A 21,809-nucleotide genomic window follows, 5' to 3' on the forward strand; every position below is an offset into this window, starting at 1 on the left:
TTATCCCTTAAGTTATAACCCCTAATAATGATGTTCTTCAGCAGCCTCAGCCTTGGTTCTATGAACTGTTCCAAAAGGATGTTCAGGAGGTGCATAGATGGAATAGAGTTTAATGGGTTTATGTCCCGTATTAATTAGATTATGCCATGTTCCCGCAGGTATAATAAAAGCATAATCATCTTTTACCCTAGCTTGGAAATTTAGATTGTCTCTACTAGGGCCCATCATCACAAGACCTTCCCCGTCTTCAATCCGTATAAATTGATCAAGATCGGAATGGACCTCTAACCCTATATCTTCTCCAACATCGATACTCATTAACGTTACTTGCAAATGATTACCGGTCCATAAAGCAGTTCTAAAGGTATCATTTTCCTCAGTAGCATCTTCGATATCCACCACAAAGGGCTCAGGACCATAATCCCTTAAATGGATTCTGGAAAAGTCCTTATTATAATCATATTCTGCCCCATTATAAAATGGATACAGAAACTGACTTTCCATTGGCTGTTTAGGCCAGGTGGGGTAAGGACTGTTGCCGTAATACATATTATTGGGGTTATACATGGATGCATTTCCGTAGTAAGGATAACCATTGTTCATAAATCTCATTCCTCTCACAAAAAATTTGAATCCTACAACACCATAATATGATTTTAAGACAAAATAAGTGTCATCTTGAGTGTAAGCGAAAGATCTTTACAAACCATCCTTTTTATATTGTAAAATAACTCCTAATAAACTATACTATTATCTAATAATACAAAAATATACAATATAATACTTTATCTGACGATAACCTTTATTTACATAGAAAGAAACTAAAAAACTAGAGAAAGGTGAAGTTTTTCTAGTTAAAGATCTATTTAAGGGATATCTTTGGAATAGAATTCCTAGGAAAGATAGAATTTTACTTGGAACATTATTTCTCAATCAGGTAAATAAGATGGATGGTGGAGGAATCAAAGCAATAGAAAAAACATCTTCTAACCAACAAAGATACATGAAGCTTTAAGATTAATATAAATATGTACAGTTATTTGAATATAAGGAGTGAGTAAAATGGAACGGGAAGTATTTGAAAAATGGCTAAAAAATAATACTGATTTGAAAATTGGTATAATTAATTCGTATGGTTCTGCTATAAATACAATTAGTAAATTTGGAAAACTAAACAATCTATTTAGTGAAGACATATATCAAATTAAGAATTTAAATAAATTGAATGAGAAAATAAATTTGCTGGAAGGGTCTGATTTATATATAGAAAAAAATCAAGAGTCTAATAGAAGATGGAGCTCGGCTTTAGAACACTATAAACAATATATTAGCTCTGAAGAGGAGACAGAGGGTAAAGATAAGGATAAGTCAAGAACATGGTTTGTAGGCGCAGCTATAAATAGGCAAGATCAGACGCAGAAATTTATTGAGGAAGGTATATGGCAAAATGGCTATAGTAACAAATACATAGATTTAGTAAATTCTATTAAGATTGGAGATTTGATAGCTATAAAGTCCTCTTATACACGAAAATATGATTTACCCTTTGATAATGAAGGGGATAGTATTTCTGTTATGGGAATTAAAGCTATTGGAAAAGTTGTAGATAACTTAAAAGATGGTCGTAATTTAAAGGTTGATTGGAAAGAGATAGATCCGATACGAGAATGGTATTTTTTCACCAATAGAAGTACAGTTTGGCAATTAAATAGAGAAGAGGGCTGGCGAGAAGAAGCTTTAATTGACTTTACCTTTAAAGGAAAGGAGCAATATTATAATAAATTTCTGGATTATTATTATGAAGAGGACTATCAATTAGAGGAAAATGAACAGTATGGATGGATAAGTTTTTATGAAGTTTTTGCTAATAAGTTATTAGAATATAAAAATAAAAGGGAAGAATTATTAGAAATTATTAATCAAATTTTTAATGACATTGGCATGAAAAATCCAATGGTAAAAAAATCAGGAGATGGAAAAGATGAAATCCTAGATGATATATGTCCCTTCACTGTTATAGGTTTGTTCAACAAGGGAATTACAGATAAGAATAGAATAAAAATCATGGAAAAGTTTTCAGAGTATCTAGAAATTGAGGAAATCATACCAGATTCATTTGAAGGAATACCTGTCCTTAATAATATGAAGTCTTGGTTTTTCGGGGATAAAAAGCATAGGAAAGATGGAGACATTGATAATCTATGGAAACTTTTTGAATTAGCACTAAAGCTAGCAGATGATTATACAGAAACAAATAAAGAACTTTTCATAGATATATACGATAAGGTAATCCAGCAACATGGAGTACAATGGAATATTACTTTTGCTTTATATTGGATAAGACCCTGGGATTATTTAACTTTAGATAATAATACAAGAACTGGTTTAGTAGAAAAATTAAAGATAAAGATTCCTCTAAACTCAACTAAAAAAACATGTACAGCTTTAGATTATTTAAGTTTAATAGAATTGTTAAAAATGAAATTTGAGGAAGATGATTATCCAGTTCATTCTTTCCCCGAATTATCATATAAGGCTTGGAGTGGAGAAATAAAAACAGAGGGAAAAGTTAGTGAAGATATAGAATTGCCAAGAGATAGGGAATATGAGCCTTATACTAAGGAAGACTTTTTAAAAGAAGTTTTTATGGATGAAGAAAAATATATGACTATAAAATCCTTGCTAGAAAGGAAGAAAAATTTAATTTTACAAGGTGCACCGGGTGTAGGGAAAACATTTATAGCCAAGAGGCTTGTTTCATCTCTTATGGGTATAAGAGATGAAACAAGGGTGAAGATTTTGCAGTTCCATCAGTCATATTCATATGAGGATTTTATTATGGGCTATAGACCCAACGGCAGCGGTTTTGAATTAAAAGAGGGACCTTTTTATGAATTTTGTAAACTAGCAGCAGAAAATATAGATGAAGAATATTTCTTTATTATAGATGAAATTAACAGGGGAAATATGAGTAAAATATTTGGAGAACTTATGATGTTAATAGAATCTGACAAGCGTGGTGAAGAAATTAGCCTTATATATTCAGATGAACCTTTCTATATACCTAAAAACTTATATATTATTGGAATGATGAATACGGCAGATAGAAGTTTAGCCATAATTGATTATGCCTTAAGGCGAAGGTTTTCCTTTGTAGATTTAGAGCCAGCATTTGAAAAAGAAATATTCAAAAATCACCTTTTATCCCAAGGAGCAGATTTAAATTTAATAGATAAAATAGTTAAGAAAATGAAAAAACTTAATCAGGAAATTGAGAAGGATCTATCTCTTGGTAAAGGTTTTAGGGTAGGGCATAGCTATTTTTGTGATTATGTAAGTTCTGAAAATTGGTATGAAGAAATTATTAGATATGAGATAGCCCCACTGATTGAAGAGTATTGGTTTGATGATGAAGAAAAGGGGCAAACCCTTGTTGAAGAGTTATTAAGGTGACAACTATGGGGAGTAGACCTAAAATTCCAATTAAAAATATATACTACATGCTATCCTATGCTTGGGGTATATTGGAAGAGTCAGAAACTATAAATGTAGGAAGCGAAGAATTTGATAATATTTATAATTTACTTTCTAGGATATATATAAATGGGATAATCAACCTTAAAAAAAGAGGTTTTTCAAGATATTATATAGACAAAAAAGAACTTACATCTACTTTAAGGGGAAAGATTGATATAACCTCATCAATAAAAAACCAGTCCCTTCAACATGGTAAGATGTTATGTTCTTTCGATGAATTTTCTGAAAATATTATCTTAAATCAAATAATAAAAACAACTATTGGACTATTAATAAAAGCACCAGATTTAGATAACAGCTTAAGAAAGCAACTATTAAGACAAAGGATGTATTTTACAGGTATTAGTGAAATAGTCCTATCTGATTCTTTATTTTCTTTATTGCGTTACAATAGAAATAACAAACATTATCAGCTGCTAATAAATATTAGTGAATTAATATTTAAGGGTCTTATAACGAAAGAAAAAGAAAATGAATATATATTTTTAGATTTTATCAGAGATGAACAAATGGCAAATTTATATGAGAAGTTTGTTTTGAATTTCTACAAATTACACTTAGATAACTCAATCTATAAAGTGCATGCTCCAAAATTAAATTGGGATATTGAAGCTGAGGTTAAGGAGGATGACTTACTACTTCTTCCTGAAATGAGAACAGACATAGTGGTTGAGAACAAGGCTGAAAAAACACAAATGATAATTGATACTAAATATTATTCTAAAACATTAGTCAAAGGCAATAGAAGTGATATTGAAAAGCTTAGAACAAGTCACCTTTATCAAATTTTTGCCTATCTTTCCAATAGCCAATATGAGGGAAAAAAGGAAGGGATATTATTATATCCAACTATAGATAAGGATATTGATGCAATTTTTCCAATAACCAATAAAAGAATAATGATTAAAACTTTAAACTTAAATACAGAGTGGAATAATATTGAAAAGAGGTTAATGTCTATTATAGATTAAACTTGGAGCATAATTAAAAGATTTGATTTAGAAATGGAGTTTAATAAGAATTAAAGGAGTGGGCTTTAATGGACTTAATAAATATGAAAGTAAGCCATAAGATTTTTGGGGCTGGAATTATTATAGATAAGGTTGATTCATATATAACAGTTAAATTTTCTGAAGGCGAAAAAAAAGTTTGGATACCCTAATGCTTTTGACAGATATTTATCTACAGAAGATACAGAATTTAATAATAAGGTTAAAGAAGAAATAGAAGCCATAAAAAGACTAGAAGAAGAAAAGAAGGAAGAATCAGCTAGGAAAGAAAAAGAAAATTTAAAAGTAGCCCCTACTAAAGAAGAGAAAAAAGAAAGAAAAGCAAAAATTTACCCAAGAGAAAATATTGCCTTTAAATGTAATTATTGTGATGGTGGTAAGTCTGACAAAGAAATAGGTTTTAATGGAGTTTGTAGCGATGAGATTATAAAAAATAATATAGAGATAGAACAGAGAACTTGGTGTTCCTCAAAAGAATCTGATTGCTTATCCTACTTAAATGGAGATATTTCTCGACTGGAATTAGATGATATACATAATGGTGGAGCTTATGTTTATTATGAGAGCCAGATGTTAAGAGAGTGGAAGGCAATGGCTGGCATAGTCCAAAGGGGCGAGAGGGCAGGACAACCTATGAAACTTAACAAGGTGCAAAACAATAGCCTATGTGTTCTAACTACTAGACTTCCGAACACTAGAGAAGAGGACAGATTTATAATCATTGGGGACGGTTCTTTTTGATTTTAATGAAAAAGGAATCATTGATTTAAGACAGATAAAGGGTAATGATATGTATATGAAGGAGCTTATCATAAGACTAATAAAAAGAAGCAAGTTATCCTTAAGAAAGATTGCTAGTCTCCTATAAATATCTTAAAGCCTAAATAAATCAAAGGCAAATCAAAAAGAACCGTCCCCAATGGTTAAAAAAGAACCGTCCCCAATGGTTACCCAATGGTTACCCAATGGTTAATATGATTTAATTCAATATGGTATGGAAAGGGGAGAATTTAATAATATAGATAAGAAGGCAGTAGCAAGAACTATCTTGTTCTTACTAGAAGGATTAAGAGTTTCATCAGAAGTAATGGAGATTACAGAGGGGCTAGTAGACGAACAGTTTAATTATATTAAAAACCTATTGATAAATAAGACTAATATAAAATATTAGGAGGAATAGTTATGAGAATACTAATTTTAGGAGTAGGTGTTATTGGTACTACTTATGGTTATGTCTTTAAAAAAGCAGGTTACTATACAGAGCATTTTATAAGAGATGAAAGAAAAAATAATTATCCAAGCACAGTTAAGATAAATATTCTCGATGGACGTTACAAGCGCAAAGGTAAAGAATATAAAGATAAGTATGATGTAAATATAGCTAAAGACGGTAGTGAGTACGATTTTATATTAATAAGTGTATCAAGTGGAAAGTTAGAAGGTGCTATAAAATCTTTGAAAGAAAAAGGAATAAAAGGTACTTTAATTTTATTTTCCAACTTTTGGAGTACCCGAGATGAGGTTATTAAAATGGTTCATGATTACCCTTATATTATTGGGTTTCCAACTGCAGGCGGAAATATAAGCGGCAATAAACTAGATTGCGTGCTTTTTGATCACATAATGATTGAAAAGGAGGGGAAGACAGATTTAAAAAACTATATCCAATTAGAAAATTTGTTTAAAAACAGTGGAATAAAAACTGAAAAACCTTACGATATGATTGAGTGGATATGGATACATATGGCTATTAATGCAGGAGTCACAACAACTGCAGGTAAAAAAGGTGAGTTAGAAGACTCCAGACAGTTGGCTATTGATTTGATGGATAATCCTAAAGCATTAACAGAAGCTGTAATCACAATTAGAGAAACTTTAAAAATTGTAAAAGCTCGTGGAGTACATATGAGAAACTATATTAGTGAGATTTTACCTTATAAAATACAACGTAATTTAGCGGGAAGGCTGATGAAACAATTGTTTAAAAATAATGAACTTACTAGACGCATTATGACCCTTCACAATGATATTAATGATATTTCATATGGGTGTAAGTCTGTATATCAAGCTGGTATAGACTTAGGAGTGGAAGCACCTACTTTTTATAATAATATGAACAATGTATTAAAATATATAGATAGATGGATAGATAAGAAACTTTTAAGGATTTGTTTCCACTTACCTATAACTAAAATGGGAATCATTTGGGACGGTTCTTCTGGGCTCTTTCTTTGTTTCCACATATTGACAAATGATATTTTAAATTGTACAATATTCACATAAGCTATTATGCTTACAGAATTACATATCGCCATCCAACGTTGCAGAAATCAACCTTAAACCAAAATTTTATAGAATGGGTGAAAAACATGAGCAAACGATATCAGAACTTTGGTGACTTTATTACTCAAAAAAGAGAAGAAAAAAAGATAACACTTAGAGAAATGGCGAAAAGACTTGGGATAACCCCACCATATTTAAGCGATGTAGAAAAAGACAGACGAAATCCCTTTGATTTAGGAAAGCTAGAACTTCTTTCCAGCATTTTGATGTTATCGGAAGATGAGAAGATAATTATGCTTGATTTAGCAGGAAAGAAGAGAAATGAAGTAGCGCCAGACCTTCCAAAGTACATTATGGAAAGGGACTATGTCAGTGCCGCACTTCGTACAGCCAGGGATTTAGACGCAGGAGAGGAGGAATGGCTTAGATTTGTCGATGAACTAAAGAAAAGAAAGGGGTAAATTTATTCATGTATTTCCCATCGTACAGAATAAAAAGAAATGGTGTACCTATTTTAAGCAAAATAGAAATTGATAACATAGCAGAAGCCTATCTACAGGATTTTTGCCCGAAAGCAATGAAAACTCCCATGGAGTTGGATATTGATTCATTTATTCAGAATTACTTGGGCTTAAAACAAGACTTCCAGTATCTATCCCATAATGGAATATATCTTGGAATGACCGTCTTTAATGATACAAACAAATTACCGGTCTATGACCCAATAACCCAACAGGCAGAATACATCAGCACCAAGGCAGGAACTATCATTATTGATAATAGCCTTCTAGCTTTAGGCCAAGAACATAGATATAGGTATACCATGGGCCATGAGGGGGGCCACAATATCTTTCATAAACATTATTTTACCTGTCTTTCTAGTCAGTCCATTGTATTTGGCAGGGAACTTGGGGCCATGGTCCAGTGTAGGGCACTGCCTATCGCGTCTAAGACAAAGCCCGTATCCCAGTGGGATGATGGGGATAGAATGGAATGGCAGGCGAATTATATGTCTTCTGCATTGCTTATGCCAAAGACCATGGTATACCACTTAATCAAATCCCTCCTTCCTAATAAAGACGATGAAATAAGGTATAAGGATTATATCTATAAAATCGTTAGAACCTTCAATGTATCTAAACAAGCTGCGGAGTATCGCCTAAAGCAATTAGGGATTATTTCCAACAATAATTTCACAAAATAAGCCCCACCAGGGGCGTTATTAATAAACATTCTGTAAGCTATTCAGCTTACTAGATAAGGTTTTGGGCCTTGTTAGGATCCAAGATAGTATGCTCAAAATGAAGTACAATTTTTATTTTCAGGAGGTACAAAGTGAAAGTAGAACAAAAGCTTTTAAAAAACTGTATTATAAAAGACCTGCCGGAACCCTACAATCAATACGCCCAAATCATTGGCATAGAAAACCTATATCTGCTCACAAAAGAACTAGGGGGAACATCCATCTACATCCCCAAACCTCAATTTTTGCTAAAAGAAACCCTAGGCAATGTCTTAAGCAGTGAGTTTGACGGAAGTAATTATAAGACCTTAGCCCAAAAATACAATGTTTGTGAACGCACCATCAGAAATTGGTTAAGGAAAAAAACCAAATGAAAGGAGTCTTAAAATGGAAGAATACAAAATAATCTGGAGGGGGAATGAACATACCAATCATTCGTCCCGGGAAGAAAATATCCCAATAATCATTGTCAATCATATCGTAGCTGGATCTGCAAAAAGCTGTGATAGCTGGTTTCGTACCCCAAACAACAGACAGTCCTCAGCCCACTTTTTAGTAACTTTTGAAGGAGAAATATTTCAGTATGTAAGGATAGAAGATATGGCATGGGCAAACGGACTCAAACTATACGATATTCCCAAAGCAAAAAGCCCTCTAATTCGAAGTATAACTATCAACCCAAACCTTTACTCCGTATCCATCGAACATGAGGGAACCACGGGAAAATTAACTCAAAGCCAATTTATGGCCACCCTCTGGCTTCACAAATATATCGCAAATTACATAAAAAAAACTTGGAAAAAAGAATTTCCTATGGACCGCAATCATATTTTAGGCCACTGCGAAATCGACCCCATAGGAAAGCCAAATTGCCCGGGAGTGGATTTTCCCTGGGAAAGGCTCATGGAAGAACTGAAAGAAGCCCCAAAACCAGAGGTAAAATGGCGATATGATGGGGTAGAATTTCTAAATAATCAAGGCCTTCTCAATGATCTTCAGGGTTGGAAGGATAAAATCCATGAACCAATGCCTGTTTGGGCAGTATGCCTTTTGATGAAACGGGTAGTGGAAAAATTCTTAGAAAATTCCCCTGAACCATAATCCTATTTGTTTCCCACCAAATGAATTACCATAAAGAAGAATTCAAAAGATGGGAGGTGAAACATATGGCAGTAGTGGGATCTGTAGTAGGCACAAAATTAAGCTTACAATTCAAAGACGGAGACAAAACAGTTTCAAAGACTTACAGCAATCTAAAGACATCTGCAAAAGATCAAGACATATTCAATGCGGCTGGAACGATTGCATCCCTTTCAGAAAGACCTGTAGAAATGGTTAAGAAAATCGTAGAAACAGAACTTGAAGACATCTAATCAACAAAAAACTTAGAAAAAAGGAGGTGTATACAAAGTGGAAACCAACAAATCATTAGAAATGACTTTTGTAGCCGATGATGGCAAAAAAGTGACTATTTCCGTACCTTCTCCAAGGGCGAACATGACCGAATCAGAAGTTAATAATGCCATGAATCAACTCATCGCTGCAGACATCTTTAGCGATAACCATGGCAGCCTAATAGAAAAATCTGGAGCTAGAACCGTAACTAGAACAATAGAAACAATCCAAGTAGCATAAGAAAAAGGCAGGGAAACCTGCCTTTTATGGTGTTAAAAAGGAAGGAGGCATTAGATGGAAGAGATACTAAATTATATAAGCAATATAGGCTTCCCTATAGTCGTATCCGTATACCTACTGGTACGATTTGAAAAGAAGATAGATGTGCTAACAAAAAGCATCGACCAGCTAGGAGATGCCGTAGGCAATTTGATAAGATTATAGGTATTAGGTATTAGGTATTACAATTATTCATTATAGATTCTTTGATACACTCAGAATAACATATAAGATAACATAAAAATTTTCCCCGCATACAATATGTAATAGATACTGGGCATTGTGGTTATCCAGTTATTAAGTTGAGGGGGAAATATAATGGAGAAGGAAACATTAAGAAATAAAGAGGCCAAAAAAATAACCCTAATTGGTTTTTGGGTAAACACCCTGTTGACTGTATTTAAGATATATGCTGGAATCCTTGGGGGGAGTGGTGCTATGATTGCAGATAGCATACACTCCCTATCGGATTTTTTAACAGATATGGTTGTTTTATTAGGGTTTAAGTTTTCCGAAAAACCAGAAGATGATTGCCATAATTATGGCCATGGAAAATATGAAACTTTGGCAACAGCTGTTATAGGCGTCCTTTTATTTTTTGTTGGCTTCGAAATCATAAAATCAGGGATAAGAAATATTGGAGCTTTTATAAAAGGGGAGTCCTTAGCCGTTCCGGGGATTATTGCACTGGTGGCTGCCTTACTATCCATCCTGTCAAAAGAAATCTTATATCACTACACCATAATAGTGGGCAATAAAATAAAAAGCCCCTCCATCATAGCAAATGCATGGCATCACCGTTCCGACGCCTTCTCCTCCATTGGTACCTTACTAGGAATTGGTGGAGCAATTATACTAGGACGAAGGGGGGCTATTCTTGATCCCATTGCCTCCATAATAGTTGGTCTCTTTATTTTCAAAATCGCCTATCGAATCCTAACCCCAGCTATCAACGAGCTTATGGAAGCCTCCCTTAATAAGGAAGATAAATCAAAAATCAAGGAGGTCATTGGTTCAAATAAGGAAGTTAAGGATTTTCACCATCTGAGGGCACGAAAGATAGGAAGTGGTACAGCCATTGAGTTTCATATCCTAGTCAACGACAATCTAAATATAAAAGATGCCCATCAGGTATGCGATGCCCTAGAAGGGCAGTTAAGGAGCTCCTTTGGAGAATCCTCCATCATAACAATCCATGTCGAACCCTTTAACAGCTAGTACCGAGTATTGCAATTATATGATAAAATATATAAGTGTTCTAGTCCTAAGATGATTTGACTAAATATTTATCTTAAAATACCTTAATTTATTGATTACAGAAGGAGGAAATATCATGAATCTACGGAGGGCCACCATAAGTGATGTATCCCTTTTAATAAAACTTCGGATGGATTTTCTAAATACTTACACGGGACAGTTATCCGATGGTGAAATAAGGGCAATACAACCACAATTATCCGATTATTATATAAAACATATTCCCCTAGGAGATTTTATAGCAGTTATTGTTGAAATAGATGAAAACGTGGCAGCTACAGCTTTTATGACCATAGAGGAAAGGCCTGCCAATACAAGCTATATTACAGGAAAGACCGCCATGATACATAATGTTTTGACTTATCCCGATTATCGCAGAAGGGGTATATCCTCTAGGATACTATCAGAGCTTATAAGAGAAGCCAAAAATGCCGATGTTTCAGCCATTGACTTATTGGCTGCAGAAGATGCTATGCCCCTCTACCAAAAATTTGGCTTCACGCAACCAAAAAATACTTATATGCGCCTTAAACTAAATTTAGCAGACATAGGGGAGAATACCAATGAGTTTTAAAGAATATCTTGAATTGTTTTTAGTGTTTCTAAAGATCGGCAGTTTTACATTTGGGGGTGGTTTTGCCATGATCCCCCTTATTGAAAAGGAATTAGTAACCGATAAAAAATGGCTCAAGAAGGACGAAATTATTAATTTATTTGCCGTTTCCCAGTCCATACCCGGAGCTATTGCAATCAATACGGCTACCTTGGTTGGATACAAAGTAGGAGGTAAAAGAGGTGCGCTGGTTTCTACCTTAGGAGTTGTACTGCCTTCCTTCTTCATTATTTTACTTATAGCAGCTTTTTTTGAGAAAATATCTGATTATAAAATAACTGAAGCTATTTTCACAGGAATAAATGGAGCTGTTATCATTATGATTTTAATAGCTGCCATAGGAATGCTCAAGGCCAGTATCAAGGGAAAACTAACCTTAGGTATTGGGACTTTAACCGTAATAGGGATATCCTTTTTGAATATTAGTCCTATTTATATCATTGTACTGGGAATAGTAATAGGCATTATTAAGTATATAGCAGCCGCAAAGAAGGGAGAGGATTCTAAGTGATTTATCTAGAACTGTTTTTAGCTTTCTTTAAGATAGGACTTTTTAGCTTTGGCGGAGGCTATGCCATGATATCTTTGATATCCGAAGAAGTGGTCAAGCACCAATGGCTCTTAGAGTCTGAATTCATACAAATCATAGGCATAGCTGAGATGACTCCCGGACCCATTGCTGTTAATTCTGCCACCTATCTCGGATATAGGGCAGCGGGAATTTTGGGGGCGACCTTTGCCACAATCGGTGTGGCTATGCCCTCTTTAATTATTATCCTTTTTTTGTCTCCGATTCTTTTTAAGAATGTTGACCATCCGCTAGTAAGGCAAATTTTTTATTGTATAAGACCAATTATCGCGGGGTTGATTGTTTCCGCAGCAATAAATGTTTCAAAATCAACCCTTTTCATAAAAAATATATCGGATGGCGATTTTTCTTTTAATTATTATACCCTTATCATTGCTATTATTATATTGGGTATACAATTATGGAAAAAACCCCATCCGATTTTACTAATTGTACTATCTGCCATATTAGGAGCAGGCACGCTGTTCTTTCCTTTGATAAAATAAAATAAACACAAAAATAGCCGCACATAGACTAAGGGAAATTGTTATAAGATAATATATTGTAGTCATGTCCTTATCCTTAAACAGCTGTCCTATGATAAGGGATGTACCATTAAAGGATAAATGAAGTAAAATTGCATTCCATAAGGAATCCCCCCATAAACATACCACTCCCGCTGCAATCCCTAAAATGAAGGCATACATTCCTTGTAGAACATTAAAATGATATAATCCAAAAAGCAATGACTGAATAATCACTGCAACGATTATAGGAAAGGACTTCTTCATTTGTCCTAATATTAATCCGCGAAATACGATTTCTTCAAAAAAAGGTGCCGTGATAACCACTGCCAAAAAGGTCACAATAAGAGAGGTTTCCCCCACCAGCAGTTCTGAAATTTTTTGATGTTCTGGAAAAAACCGTTGGATATCTGTGATGTTAATAATCCCAGATATAATAAAGTTTAGTGTTATCCCAAGAATTATAGAAAAAATCAAATATAAACCCTTTCCCTTAACAAGTCCTGTACCTGCAATAAAGCTCTTTTTTGCAATTTTAAAGACTAATAAATAGATAAGAAGGGAAAACCCTGCAGATATAATTATCATCCAAGTAGTAGCTTTCGTAACAAATTCTAGTATTAAGTCCATAGGTACTTCTTCTGTGGGATTATTTATAGCATGTTTGACTGCAATAATAATTCCCCCCACGATACCAATGATTGCCCCCACCAATACTTGCCCCCCTACAGCATTTAAAAAATACAAAATACTAATTCCAAAATCTCTCCACTTTGATCGCAAATTATTTTCCTCCTTTAAATATTTTCATATATGGTGAATAGTATAAACAATGTAAAATATGGTGTCAATTAAAACAATGGGGTTTATTTTTATTTAAAAAATTGTATAATGATATAATAGGTTTATTAAAACAAAGGAGTGGTATGATGAACTTGATTTTTACAGGAAAAACAAAAGATGTATACAGCTTGGAAGATGGGAACTATCTACTGAAATTCAAGGACGATGTAACCGGTGAAAATGGGGTTTTTGATCCTGGAGCTAATACAGTAGGATTAACGATAGAAGGTGCAGGTAAGGCAGGATTAAGGCTTACAAAGATGTTCTTTGAGATTCTAAAAGAAGAGGGCATTCCTACCCATTATATCGATGCAGATATCGATGCTGCAACCATGAAGGTTATTCCCGCTAAGGCCTTTGGAAATGGTCTAGAGGTAATATGTCGATACAAAGCTGTAGGAAGCTTTTTAAGGCGTTATGGAATGTATGCAAAAACAGGGCAGCCCCTAGATGCATTTATAGAAATAACCCTAAAAGATGATTCCCGTCAAGACCCACCAATTACTGAGGATGCCCTACATATGTTAGGAATTTTAACCACCGATGAATACAAAATAATCAAAGAGCAAACCAAGAAAATATCAGAAATCATCAAAAGAGAATTAAGCAAAAAAGGAATTGAGTTATACGATATCAAACTTGAGTTCGGCAGGGATAGCAATTCCGGAAAAATTATTTTAATCGATGAAATTTCCGGGGGCAATATGAGGGCCTATAAAGATGGAGTTTATATTGAGCCTTTACTTTTGGAAGAAATAATGACGAACTAAAACCATATTAACTTCGAAAAGCTAGTATATAGCACTTTTCGGAGTTTTTTGTTGCTTACAAACTGCAAAATATTATAATATTATTATAGGAAAACCCATGAAAGATTTGTTATAATTATAATTGATGTTAAGAATAAACAAAAAGAGGTGAGCTTTTGATTCATCTAAAAAACCTAAGTAGGATATCCATTGCAATTATAGCAGCACTTGTACTAAGCTCCACTTCCATAATTATAGCTAACCCTAAGGAGGATGTTTTTTCACAGACAGAGGAAAAACTTACCACCATCGATGAAAAGGAAAAAGAAGTTCTCCAAAAGCTATTCTTTATTTTACAAGATATAGAAGAAATGGAGCGCCAAGAAGAAGAAATACAAAAGGACATAAAAACAATTCAGGGACAAATCCAGCACCTTACCCCAAATATACAAAGAGAAAAAATTTCCTACGAAAGGAAAAAGATGGCCTTAAAGGAGGTTCTAAGTATTTATCAAAAAAGAGGAGTAACTTCTTATTTAGAAATTCTCCTTGCGTCTGAAAACCTTTCTTCTTTAGTAAAAAGGATTAATATAATAAGGGATTTATCAAAAAACACAGGAAATCTCCTAGAAGAGCTAGATGAAAAAAGAAAAATACTAGAGGAGGAAAAAAAGGAACTAGACGATACATTGTACACCCTAGGGAAAAAACAAGAGGAACTTTTAGGGACATTAATTAAAAATAAAAAACTAAGAGATGATATGCAAGAATATCTTACCACCTTAGATTCTGAGCGTTCCTATTATGAAGGACAATTAAACCAAATAGCCAATGCTTGGAATAAGGCTAGAACTGCCCTTTCGGATTCAGTTTCTAAGTTTTTTGAGGTCTTGGAAAAGGGAGATTTACCCTTTGAGAAGGTTGATATCAAAATTACCCTAGGTGGGGTTAGGGCTTCCATTGACGAAATAACCTTTAATGAAATTGCTAAGGAATATCTTGTAGATAAGGACATAAGATTTTGCTTCTCTAAAGATAAGATGCTGGTAGAAGTGCCCAGCACGCAATTTTCATTATCTGGATCATTTGTTATTGTAGATGATTACACCCTAGAATTTAGGGCAGAAGAGGGAACATTCTATGGCATGTCCCTTACTAAAGAGTCCATCCATGACATATTCAAAAACGGCCATTTAAGGTTAAATCTAAAACCAGTCCTATATGGGGGCAAATTAGACAAAATCACCATTAAGGAAGGTGCCTTAGAGATAAGCAGTAAACTCCCTTTGTTTTAGGAAGAATTAGGAGGATTATTATGATAGAAGCAAGGAAGGTATATCTAGAATATCCCGATGGGACAAAAGCCCTAAATAATATAGAACTAAGAATACGCAAGGGGGAAGTCGTCTATATAATAGGTCCTAGTGGTTCGGGGAAAACCAGCCTATTAAAGCTTTTGATGGGCATAGAGCAACCCACCTTAGGAGAGTTAGTAGTATTAGGCAGACAAATCCAAAAAGGCTCCAAAAAAAGTATCCGTGAAATAAGAAGACAGATAGGCCCAGTTTTCCAAGAATTTAAGCTAATTCAGGGAAGAACAGCAATGGAAAATGTCATTATGGCCATGAGGGTTTTAGGTATGCCCAAGGGATTATTAAATAAAAATGCCTTAGATTCCTTAGAAAAGGTTGGGTTAACCCATAAGGCCTTTCAGAAAGTAGAGCATCTTTCCTGGGGAGAAAGACAAAGGGTTGCTATTGCTAGGGCAGTAGCAAGGAAGCCAGCTCTTATAATTGCCGATGAGCCAACGGGTAATCTTGATATAAAAAACGCCTTAAATATCATGGATCTTTTACGCTCCTTTAAGGATGAGGAAACGACAGTTATCATTACCACCCATGCCACCCATTTGATAGAAGATATTAAGGAAGGCACATTATTTAAAGTAAATAGTGGACATATCGTTCGCGAGTCCATGGGAGGGATGCATCATGAAAAACATTATTTATAATATAGGATATTTCATAAGAGAAGCAAAAACGATTTTTAAGCTAAGTACTTGGTCAAATATTCTCTCTCTTTTTAGTATAGGTCTAATTTTATTTATTCTATCCTTGGTGATTTCCGGCTGGTGGGTCAGTACCGAAATAATCACTATGATTCATGGGGAAGCAGAGGTCAATATATATACCAAAGAAAATATCGATGAAACCAAACGAAATCAGGTTATAGAAAAAATTAAAGATATAGAGGGCATCCTAGAAACACGAATAATCGAAAAAGACGAAGCCTATCGTAGAATGGTTGATATTCTGGGTGAAGATGCCAGGGTTTTAGAGTACTTCGATGACAATCCCTTTAGCACCTTTATAGAAGCAAAAATAGATATAGAAAAAACGGTATCAATTTACAAAGAATTAAAACTCATTCCAGATATAGAGTACATCAGGGACAATAAGGAAGTATTAGAACATCTACGAAATATTACAAAAGTCTTATACATTATTGGAACCTTATTTATCACGGCAGTGGGGATTTCAACGGTGGTTATCATCTCCCATATTATTAGACAGGGCATATATAATAATAGGGACGAAATAAATACTTTAAGATTACTTGGGGCTTCAGAGTTTTTTATATCCTTGCCATTTTTGATGGTAGGGCTAGTACTAACCATAGGTGGAGGCATATTGGCATCCATTTTTCTAAGCCTTATCCTGATTAATATCTACTCCCAAATGACCGCTCCTATTCCTTTTCTCCCTTTGCCGCCCCTAAGGCTTATGGTTCAAAGTCTTATTTCAATTATAGTAGCCATCAGTGTAGCCCTAGGGACCATAGGGAGCCTAATAGGCATCAGATTCGATTAATTTAGAATACGGGATAAATTATTCCACAAGCAAGTCTTTTACCTGCATCCCCTGCTGGCTGACTTCTATAATCATCAGGATTTTGATGGATAATGATACTTTTTCCTAAAATATCCTCGACTTTAAACTTATTAGTAAAAAAAGTCATTATAGCCAACCCATCATTAGAAAATAATACTGGAAAATCCCCAGCATGATTTCCATGGGGTTGGTTATAAGGATTCCAATGTCCTCCGGCAGATTGAAAGGGGTCCTTAGGGTCTCCTATCTCACAATTCCCAAACTCATGGATATGAAATCCATGGGGACCTATGGGTGGATTATTATTTTCTGCGGATTTATATGGTGGTAGACCTGTAATATATACATAAACCTGGGAACCACCGGAAACATCTCTAAATACTACCTTCCCTCTAATTTGAGAAGCAAGGGGCCCTCCTTTAATATTAGCCTGTGCCATCCTTACTAATCCCTTATTATTATAAAACATTTTTTCACCTCTTAAATGAATATATAGTAAAAATCACAATATATATTATGGTGAATAAATTAGATTAGTGACTATTATATACTTATTAATAAATATATTTACTGGGAGAACAACCAATTGCTTTTTTGAATTCCCTATTAAAATAACTGATATTATTAAAACCAACCCTTCTTGCAATATCCGCTATTTTAGAATCCGTTGTCATAAGCAGGGTACAGCTTTTTAAGATTCTATATCTTATTACATAGGCAATGGGGGATATATTCATAATTTCTTTAAAAGCCTGGCAAAAAATAGCCCTCACTCATAGGAATTATTTTTGCTAGAGAAGATAAGCTTATTTCCTCTGCATAATTATTATGTATATAGTCTAAAATCGGTTGTATTCTTTTAAGTTCGTAATCTTTCTTCTTTTTATAATTTGAAATTATCTTTGAGTTTTTATAGCATATATCCCATATTCCAAAGATTCTACTTTTTAAGAAAAGCTCGTTTTCCGCAATATCTTCATATCTTAGCTTAGATATTTCTCTAAGAAGCTCTAATACTGATTTTTGCCATTTTGTTTCCCTTTTCAACAATTTTTCAAACTCTATATCTCCATTTATTATCGGATATACGAATTTGGAATAAGATGCAAGTTTTGCATTATAACCAAATAAATTAGGGTGAAATAACACTACGGATGCTTCACAGGGCATTCCTTTATATGACCTAGCAGCATGGAGAGCGTTGGATGGGATAAATAATCCTTCCCCCGATTTGATGCAATATTCCCTATCTTCAATGGTATAAACCATTGCCCCTTTCAAAACAATTATAAATTCAAATTCATAATGCCAATGGAGATAAAAAAAGTTGCCCACATTAGGACCATAGCTTAAACGATGGATGGCGATAGGTATTAGGATTGTTCCATGAACTGCCTTTTCTTTTAAATATATTTTTGATTTCAATATAGTCCTCCAATCCATATGAATATTGTGTTAGAAGTCATGAATTTACTTATAGTACTTAGTACAAATAGTGAATATAATACAATTATAGACTTAAAATATCTTATATTCAATAAAATCTAAAAAATTTAAGGAGGAATAAGATGAGATTTACACAAGAGGGAAATCGTTTGATAGGAAAAAGTGGCAGCGAAATGATTTGGATTGAACCCTGGGGTGAAAATTCATTAAGAGTCCGTATGACAAGGGAAGCCCTTATGGATCCTAATGATTGGGCTCTTATGGATGCCCCAAAAAAGACAAAAACTAAAATCACCATCGAAGATATTAGCCTTGTGGAACCTTGGATTACTGAATCCAAAAAGGAAAAAAAGGCCTACAAAACCCAAATAGCTTCCATCCAAAATGGCGAAATCATAGCTTCTTTTAATGGAGAGGGTTGGCTAAGTTTTAAAAATAAGGATGGAAAAATCTTAACAGAAGAATATTGGCGGGATAGGAACCGTATAGACAGATACTGTGTACCCCTTAGGATTGAAGGAAGAGAATTAAAACCTATTATAGGAACTAGTGATTATGCCCTTACTGCTCGTTTTGAAGCTTATGAAGATGAGCAGATTTTTGGCATGGGACAATACCAAGAAAAGAATTTAAATAAAAAAGGGGCTACCCTAGAACTTGCCCACCGCAATACTCAAGCTAGTGTACCTTTTATGTTATCCAGCCGTGGCTACGGATTTTTGTGGAATAATCCTGCCATAGGAACTGCTACTTTTGGTACGAACCGTACAGAATGGATAGCCAAAAGCACAAAGAAGCTTGATTATTTTATCACTGCCGGTAAGACCCCAGCCCAGATTGAAGAACAATATGTATCAGCTGTAGGAAAAGCACCCATGATGCCGGAATACGGTATGGGTTTTTGGCAGTGTAAATTAAGATACCGAAATCAAGAAGAGCTTCTTAATGTGGCAAGGGAATACAAACGTCGCGAAATACCCCTAGATGTTATCGTAGTCGACTTTTTTCACTGGACAAGGCAGGGGGACTTTAAGTTTGAACCTAGGGACTGGCCAGACCCTGATGCCATGATAAAAGAACTAAAAGAAATGGGTGTAGAGCTTATGGTATCTGTATGGCCAACCATAGATAGCCGCTCGGAAAACTTTGAACATATGTCTAAGGAAGGCTATTTGATTTCTGCCGATAGAGGGATGAATATCAATATGAATTGGATGGGAGAAACCGTATTCTTTGATGCCACCAACCCCGATGCCAGGGAATATGTATGGCAGGTATGTAAGAAAAATTATTATGATAAGGGTGTTCGACTATTTTGGTTGGATGAGGCTGAACCTGAATTTGGTCCTTATGATTTTGATAACTATAGATATCATCAGGGCCCAGCCCTACAATGTTCCAATATATATCCCGTCCTATACGCCAAGGGATATTATGACGGCATGAAAAAAGAGGGGCAGGAAGAGGTGTGTAATCTGGTAAGGGCGGCTTGGGTAGGGAGCCAAAGATATGGTGCCCTTACTTGGTCCGGTGACGTATCCTCTAGCTTTAGAGCCATGAGAGAGCAGCTGCAAGCCGGCCTTAATATGGGCATAGCAGGAATACCTTGGTGGACAACGGATATAGGCGGATTTTTGGGAGGGTATGTAGAAGATAAAGATTTCCATGAACTGCTCCTGCGATGGTTTGGTTTTGGAGTATTTTCCCCTGTATTCCGCCTTCATGGTGAAAGGGTTCCCCATATAGAGCCTAAGGAAGAAGTTATTGGTGGAGTAGCCCAAATGATGAGCGGTAGTCCTAATGAAATCTGGAGTTACGGTGAAAAAAACTATAAAATAATGAAGAAATATATATTAATGAGGGAAAGACTCCGCCCATACATAAGGGAGTGCATGAAAGAGGCCCATGAAAAGGGAACCCCTATAATGCGCACCATGTTTTACGAATTCCCCGAAGATCCCCTTTGCTGGAATATGAATGCCCAATATATGTTTGGGCCGGATATCCTAGTAGCCCCCATATTTGAATTGGGCATGCGAAGCCGGGAGGTTTATCTTCCTAAATGTGACACTTGGAAAAATGCTAAAACTGGAGAAATCCTAGTGGGCGGACAATTTATTACCGTTGATGCTCCCATTGATGAAATCCCCTTATTCCTAAGAGCCGAAAAAAATCATCCTGTTTATTAATTATTAACGAATGGTTTAAGATTAAGTACTAGTAAGGAGGTTAATATGAACAAATCCTATAATACAAGAGAAAAATACACATACAAACCCATCTCCGTTCCAGGCGGTGGTTTTGTCACAGGTTTTGTTTTTCACCCTGAAGTCCCTGATATCCTATATTGTAGAACCGACATAGGAGGGACCTATAGATATGATTTTGATACTAATTCTTGGATGTCCCTTATAGATCATGCTACAGATATCGACGTCTGGGAAACTTACCCCCTATCCATAGCCCTAGATAGGCAAAACCCCAGTTATATATACATAATGGTAGGCCTTTACCCCAATCATAAAATTGCTTTTTCTAAAGACTATGGGGCAAATTTCATATATTTTAATCCTCCTATCATTGACGAAAAGGGTAATACAACTACAATCCACGGAAATGCTCCCGGCCGTTCTACGGGGGAAAGGCTAGTAGTTGACCCCCATGACTCTAACACCTTATATATGGGAACCATGGAAGACGGACTTTGGAAAACCATCGATAGATGCAAAACATGGACAAGACTTAATATTCAATACCCCGGCAAGGAATCCGAAAAAGGAATATCTTTTATAGAAATTGACCCCATCTCAAAAAGGATTGCCGTAGCAACCAGTGGAGAAATGGGCTCTTTAGGTAAAGATATAAGGGGACAAAGTGTTTATATAAGCAGTGATGGCGGGTTAAGTTTTAAACCCCTAAAAGGGGAACCTGCTCCTGTTTTAGGGGGACCTAAGGATCATCCAGGATATGTAGGGCAAAGGGCTGCTTTTTTAGATAAATATTTATTTGTATCCTATACTGCATACAATATCGGGTGGTCCAATTGGAATACTTATGGTTGTGATACGGGCAAATCCTATGATGGCGCCCTTTTTAGATTTGAATTAGATGATGGGGGAGAAGTCATTGAGGCTTTAGATATTACCCCCCCAATATAATAAACCCCACATT

The 21,809-nt window shown here is 35.1% G+C and carries 24 protein-coding genes and 3 pseudogenes; 23 read left to right on the forward strand and 4 right to left on the reverse strand.

Features of this window, described 5'->3' with window-relative positions:
- Window positions 1-21: 21 nt before the first annotated feature.
- Window positions 22-612, reverse strand: a complete 591-nt coding sequence (locus GX308_02870) for a cupin domain-containing protein (protein NLK21039.1) — start codon at window positions 610-612, stop codon at window positions 22-24.
- A gap of 202 nt (window positions 613-814) precedes the next feature.
- On the opposite strand from GX308_02870, the pseudogene GX308_02875 reads away from it, so the two are divergent.
- From GX308_02875 to GX308_02955, 17 genes and pseudogenes are all read left to right on the forward strand, one after another.
- A pseudogene (locus tag GX308_02875) lies at window positions 815-1,015 on the forward strand (single-stranded DNA-binding protein).
- Window positions 1,016-2,142: 1,127 nt separating this feature from the next.
- Window positions 2,143-3,453 carry an AAA domain-containing protein gene (locus GX308_02880; protein ID NLK21040.1) on the forward strand — a complete coding sequence of 437 codons (1,311 nt, stop codon included), beginning with the start codon at window positions 2,143-2,145 and terminating at the stop codon, window positions 3,451-3,453.
- A 5-nt stretch (window positions 3,454-3,458) separates the two neighbouring features.
- Entirely contained in the window at window positions 3,459-4,508 is a 1,050-nt protein-coding gene (mcrC, locus tag GX308_02885; GenBank protein ID NLK21041.1) for a 5-methylcytosine-specific restriction endonuclease system specificity protein McrC, read from the forward strand.
- Window positions 4,509-5,117: 609 nt separating this feature from the next.
- A complete protein-coding gene (locus GX308_02890) occupies window positions 5,118-5,288 on the forward strand; it encodes a hypothetical protein (protein NLK21042.1) in 171 nt (56 codons plus the stop codon).
- 253 nt (window positions 5,289-5,541) lie between these two features.
- Window positions 5,542-5,718: a hypothetical protein gene (locus GX308_02895; GenBank protein ID NLK21043.1), complete on the forward strand. Its 177-nt coding sequence runs from the start codon at window positions 5,542-5,544 to the stop codon at window positions 5,716-5,718.
- An 11-nt stretch (window positions 5,719-5,729) separates the two neighbouring features.
- Window positions 5,730-6,662: pseudogene (locus GX308_02900) on the forward strand (ketopantoate reductase family protein).
- A 254-nt stretch (window positions 6,663-6,916) separates the two neighbouring features.
- On the forward strand, window positions 6,917-7,291 hold the full coding sequence (locus tag GX308_02905) for a helix-turn-helix transcriptional regulator (protein NLK21044.1): 375 nt from the start codon (window positions 6,917-6,919) through the stop codon (window positions 7,289-7,291).
- A gap of 8 nt (window positions 7,292-7,299) precedes the next feature.
- Window positions 7,300-8,034 carry an ImmA/IrrE family metallo-endopeptidase gene (locus tag GX308_02910; protein NLK21045.1) on the forward strand — a complete coding sequence of 245 codons (735 nt, stop codon included), beginning with the start codon at window positions 7,300-7,302 and terminating at the stop codon, window positions 8,032-8,034.
- Window positions 8,035-8,198: 164 nt separating this feature from the next.
- Window positions 8,199-8,447 (forward strand): DNA-binding protein, encoded by a 249-nt coding sequence (locus GX308_02915; GenBank protein ID NLK21046.1) that lies wholly within the window; start codon window positions 8,199-8,201, stop codon window positions 8,445-8,447.
- A gap of 13 nt (window positions 8,448-8,460) precedes the next feature.
- A complete protein-coding gene (locus GX308_02920; GenBank protein NLK21047.1) occupies window positions 8,461-9,174 on the forward strand; it encodes an N-acetylmuramoyl-L-alanine amidase in 714 nt (237 codons plus the stop codon).
- Window positions 9,175-9,239: 65 nt separating this feature from the next.
- On the forward strand, window positions 9,240-9,446 hold the full coding sequence (locus GX308_02925) for a DUF1659 domain-containing protein (protein ID NLK21048.1): 207 nt from the start codon (window positions 9,240-9,242) through the stop codon (window positions 9,444-9,446).
- Between the two features lie 37 nt (window positions 9,447-9,483).
- Window positions 9,484-9,708, forward strand: coding sequence for a DUF2922 domain-containing protein (locus GX308_02930; protein ID NLK21049.1), 225 nt, complete (start codon window positions 9,484-9,486; stop codon window positions 9,706-9,708).
- Window positions 9,709-9,762: 54 nt separating this feature from the next.
- Window positions 9,763-9,912: a YvrJ family protein gene (locus GX308_02935; GenBank protein NLK21050.1), complete on the forward strand. Its 150-nt coding sequence runs from the start codon at window positions 9,763-9,765 to the stop codon at window positions 9,910-9,912.
- A gap of 153 nt (window positions 9,913-10,065) precedes the next feature.
- Window positions 10,066-10,965, forward strand: a complete 900-nt coding sequence (locus GX308_02940) for a cation transporter (protein NLK21051.1) — start codon at window positions 10,066-10,068, stop codon at window positions 10,963-10,965.
- Between the two features lie 115 nt (window positions 10,966-11,080).
- On the forward strand, window positions 11,081-11,578 hold the full coding sequence (locus tag GX308_02945; protein ID NLK21052.1) for a GNAT family N-acetyltransferase: 498 nt from the start codon (window positions 11,081-11,083) through the stop codon (window positions 11,576-11,578).
- Window positions 11,568-12,128 carry a chromate transporter gene (locus GX308_02950; GenBank protein NLK21053.1) on the forward strand — a complete coding sequence of 187 codons (561 nt, stop codon included), beginning with the start codon at window positions 11,568-11,570 and terminating at the stop codon, window positions 12,126-12,128. The genes GX308_02945 and GX308_02950 overlap by 11 nt, the downstream gene beginning before the upstream one ends.
- A complete protein-coding gene (locus GX308_02955) occupies window positions 12,125-12,691 on the forward strand; it encodes a chromate transporter (GenBank protein NLK21054.1) in 567 nt (188 codons plus the stop codon). Before GX308_02950 ends, GX308_02955 begins: the two co-directional genes overlap by 4 nt.
- On the opposite strand, the gene GX308_02960 is transcribed toward GX308_02955, so the two are convergent.
- A complete protein-coding gene (locus tag GX308_02960) occupies window positions 12,653-13,492 on the reverse strand; it encodes a CPBP family intramembrane metalloprotease (GenBank protein NLK21055.1) in 840 nt (279 codons plus the stop codon). The two genes, GX308_02955 and GX308_02960, sit on opposite strands and share 39 nt — an antisense overlap.
- Window positions 13,493-13,638: 146 nt before the next feature.
- On the opposite strand from GX308_02960, the gene GX308_02965 reads away from it, so the two are divergent.
- From GX308_02965 to GX308_02980, 4 genes are all read left to right on the forward strand, one after another.
- Window positions 13,639-14,322 (forward strand): phosphoribosylaminoimidazolesuccinocarboxamide synthase, encoded by a 684-nt coding sequence (locus tag GX308_02965; protein ID NLK21056.1) that lies wholly within the window; start codon window positions 13,639-13,641, stop codon window positions 14,320-14,322.
- 155 nt (window positions 14,323-14,477) lie between these two features.
- Window positions 14,478-15,596 (forward strand): hypothetical protein, encoded by a 1,119-nt coding sequence (locus GX308_02970; protein ID NLK21057.1) that lies wholly within the window; start codon window positions 14,478-14,480, stop codon window positions 15,594-15,596.
- 20 nt (window positions 15,597-15,616) lie between these two features.
- Complete coding sequence (locus tag GX308_02975) at window positions 15,617-16,312, forward strand: ATP-binding cassette domain-containing protein (protein ID NLK21058.1); 696 nt, start codon at window positions 15,617-15,619, stop codon at window positions 16,310-16,312.
- A complete protein-coding gene (locus GX308_02980) occupies window positions 16,293-17,171 on the forward strand; it encodes a hypothetical protein (GenBank protein NLK21059.1) in 879 nt (292 codons plus the stop codon). The genes GX308_02975 and GX308_02980 overlap by 20 nt, the downstream gene beginning before the upstream one ends.
- 1 nt (window position 17,172) lies before the next feature.
- Here GX308_02980 and GX308_02985 read toward each other — a convergent pair whose 3' ends face one another.
- Complete coding sequence (locus GX308_02985) at window positions 17,173-17,661, reverse strand: superoxide dismutase family protein (protein ID NLK21060.1); 489 nt, start codon at window positions 17,659-17,661, stop codon at window positions 17,173-17,175.
- Window positions 17,662-17,746: 85 nt separating this feature from the next.
- Window positions 17,747-18,617, reverse strand: a pseudogene (locus GX308_02990) (AraC family transcriptional regulator).
- A gap of 143 nt (window positions 18,618-18,760) precedes the next feature.
- Between GX308_02990 and GX308_02995 the strand changes: the two are divergent.
- Window positions 18,761-20,827 carry a glycoside hydrolase family 31 protein gene (locus GX308_02995; GenBank protein ID NLK21061.1) on the forward strand — a complete coding sequence of 689 codons (2,067 nt, stop codon included), beginning with the start codon at window positions 18,761-18,763 and terminating at the stop codon, window positions 20,825-20,827.
- A 45-nt stretch (window positions 20,828-20,872) separates the two neighbouring features.
- Window positions 20,873-21,796 carry a hypothetical protein gene (locus GX308_03000; GenBank protein ID NLK21062.1) on the forward strand — a complete coding sequence of 308 codons (924 nt, stop codon included), beginning with the start codon at window positions 20,873-20,875 and terminating at the stop codon, window positions 21,794-21,796.
- The last annotated feature ends 13 nt before the right edge of the window (window positions 21,797-21,809 follow it).

It is taken from the genome of Candidatus Epulonipiscium sp., assembly GCA_012519205.1.
Taxonomy (GTDB): Bacteria; Bacillota; Clostridia; order Lachnospirales; family Defluviitaleaceae; genus JAAYQR01.

Excerpts from the sequence above, each read along its gene's own strand:
- GX308_02870 (NLK21039.1), bottom strand. The coding sequence starts at position 612 with ATGAGATTTATGAACAATGGTTATCCTTACTACGGAAATGCATCCATG.
- GX308_02880 (NLK21040.1), top strand. The coding sequence starts at position 2,143 with ATGAAGTCTTGGTTTTTCGGGGATAAAAAGCATAGGAAAGATGGAGAC.
- mcrC (NLK21041.1), top strand. The coding sequence starts at position 3,459 with ATGGGGAGTAGACCTAAAATTCCAATTAAAAATATATACTACATGCTA.
- GX308_02890 (NLK21042.1), top strand. The coding sequence starts at position 5,118 with ATGTTAAGAGAGTGGAAGGCAATGGCTGGCATAGTCCAAAGGGGCGAG.
- GX308_02895 (NLK21043.1), top strand. The coding sequence starts at position 5,542 with ATGGAAAGGGGAGAATTTAATAATATAGATAAGAAGGCAGTAGCAAGA.
- GX308_02905 (NLK21044.1), top strand. The coding sequence starts at position 6,917 with ATGAGCAAACGATATCAGAACTTTGGTGACTTTATTACTCAAAAAAGA.
- GX308_02910 (NLK21045.1), top strand. The coding sequence starts at position 7,300 with ATGTATTTCCCATCGTACAGAATAAAAAGAAATGGTGTACCTATTTTA.
- GX308_02920 (NLK21047.1), top strand. The coding sequence starts at position 8,461 with ATGGAAGAATACAAAATAATCTGGAGGGGGAATGAACATACCAATCAT.
- GX308_02925 (NLK21048.1), top strand. The coding sequence starts at position 9,240 with ATGGCAGTAGTGGGATCTGTAGTAGGCACAAAATTAAGCTTACAATTC.
- GX308_02935 (NLK21050.1), top strand. The coding sequence starts at position 9,763 with ATGGAAGAGATACTAAATTATATAAGCAATATAGGCTTCCCTATAGTC.
- GX308_02940 (NLK21051.1), top strand. The coding sequence starts at position 10,066 with ATGGAGAAGGAAACATTAAGAAATAAAGAGGCCAAAAAAATAACCCTA.
- GX308_02945 (NLK21052.1), top strand. The coding sequence starts at position 11,081 with ATGAATCTACGGAGGGCCACCATAAGTGATGTATCCCTTTTAATAAAA.
- GX308_02950 (NLK21053.1), top strand. The coding sequence starts at position 11,568 with ATGAGTTTTAAAGAATATCTTGAATTGTTTTTAGTGTTTCTAAAGATC.
- GX308_02965 (NLK21056.1), top strand. The coding sequence starts at position 13,639 with ATGAACTTGATTTTTACAGGAAAAACAAAAGATGTATACAGCTTGGAA.
- GX308_02975 (NLK21058.1), top strand. The coding sequence starts at position 15,617 with ATGATAGAAGCAAGGAAGGTATATCTAGAATATCCCGATGGGACAAAA.
- GX308_02980 (NLK21059.1), top strand. The coding sequence starts at position 16,293 with ATGAAAAACATTATTTATAATATAGGATATTTCATAAGAGAAGCAAAA.
- GX308_02985 (NLK21060.1), bottom strand. The coding sequence starts at position 17,661 with ATGTTTTATAATAATAAGGGATTAGTAAGGATGGCACAGGCTAATATT.
- GX308_02995 (NLK21061.1), top strand. The coding sequence starts at position 18,761 with ATGAGATTTACACAAGAGGGAAATCGTTTGATAGGAAAAAGTGGCAGC.
- GX308_03000 (NLK21062.1), top strand. The coding sequence starts at position 20,873 with ATGAACAAATCCTATAATACAAGAGAAAAATACACATACAAACCCATC.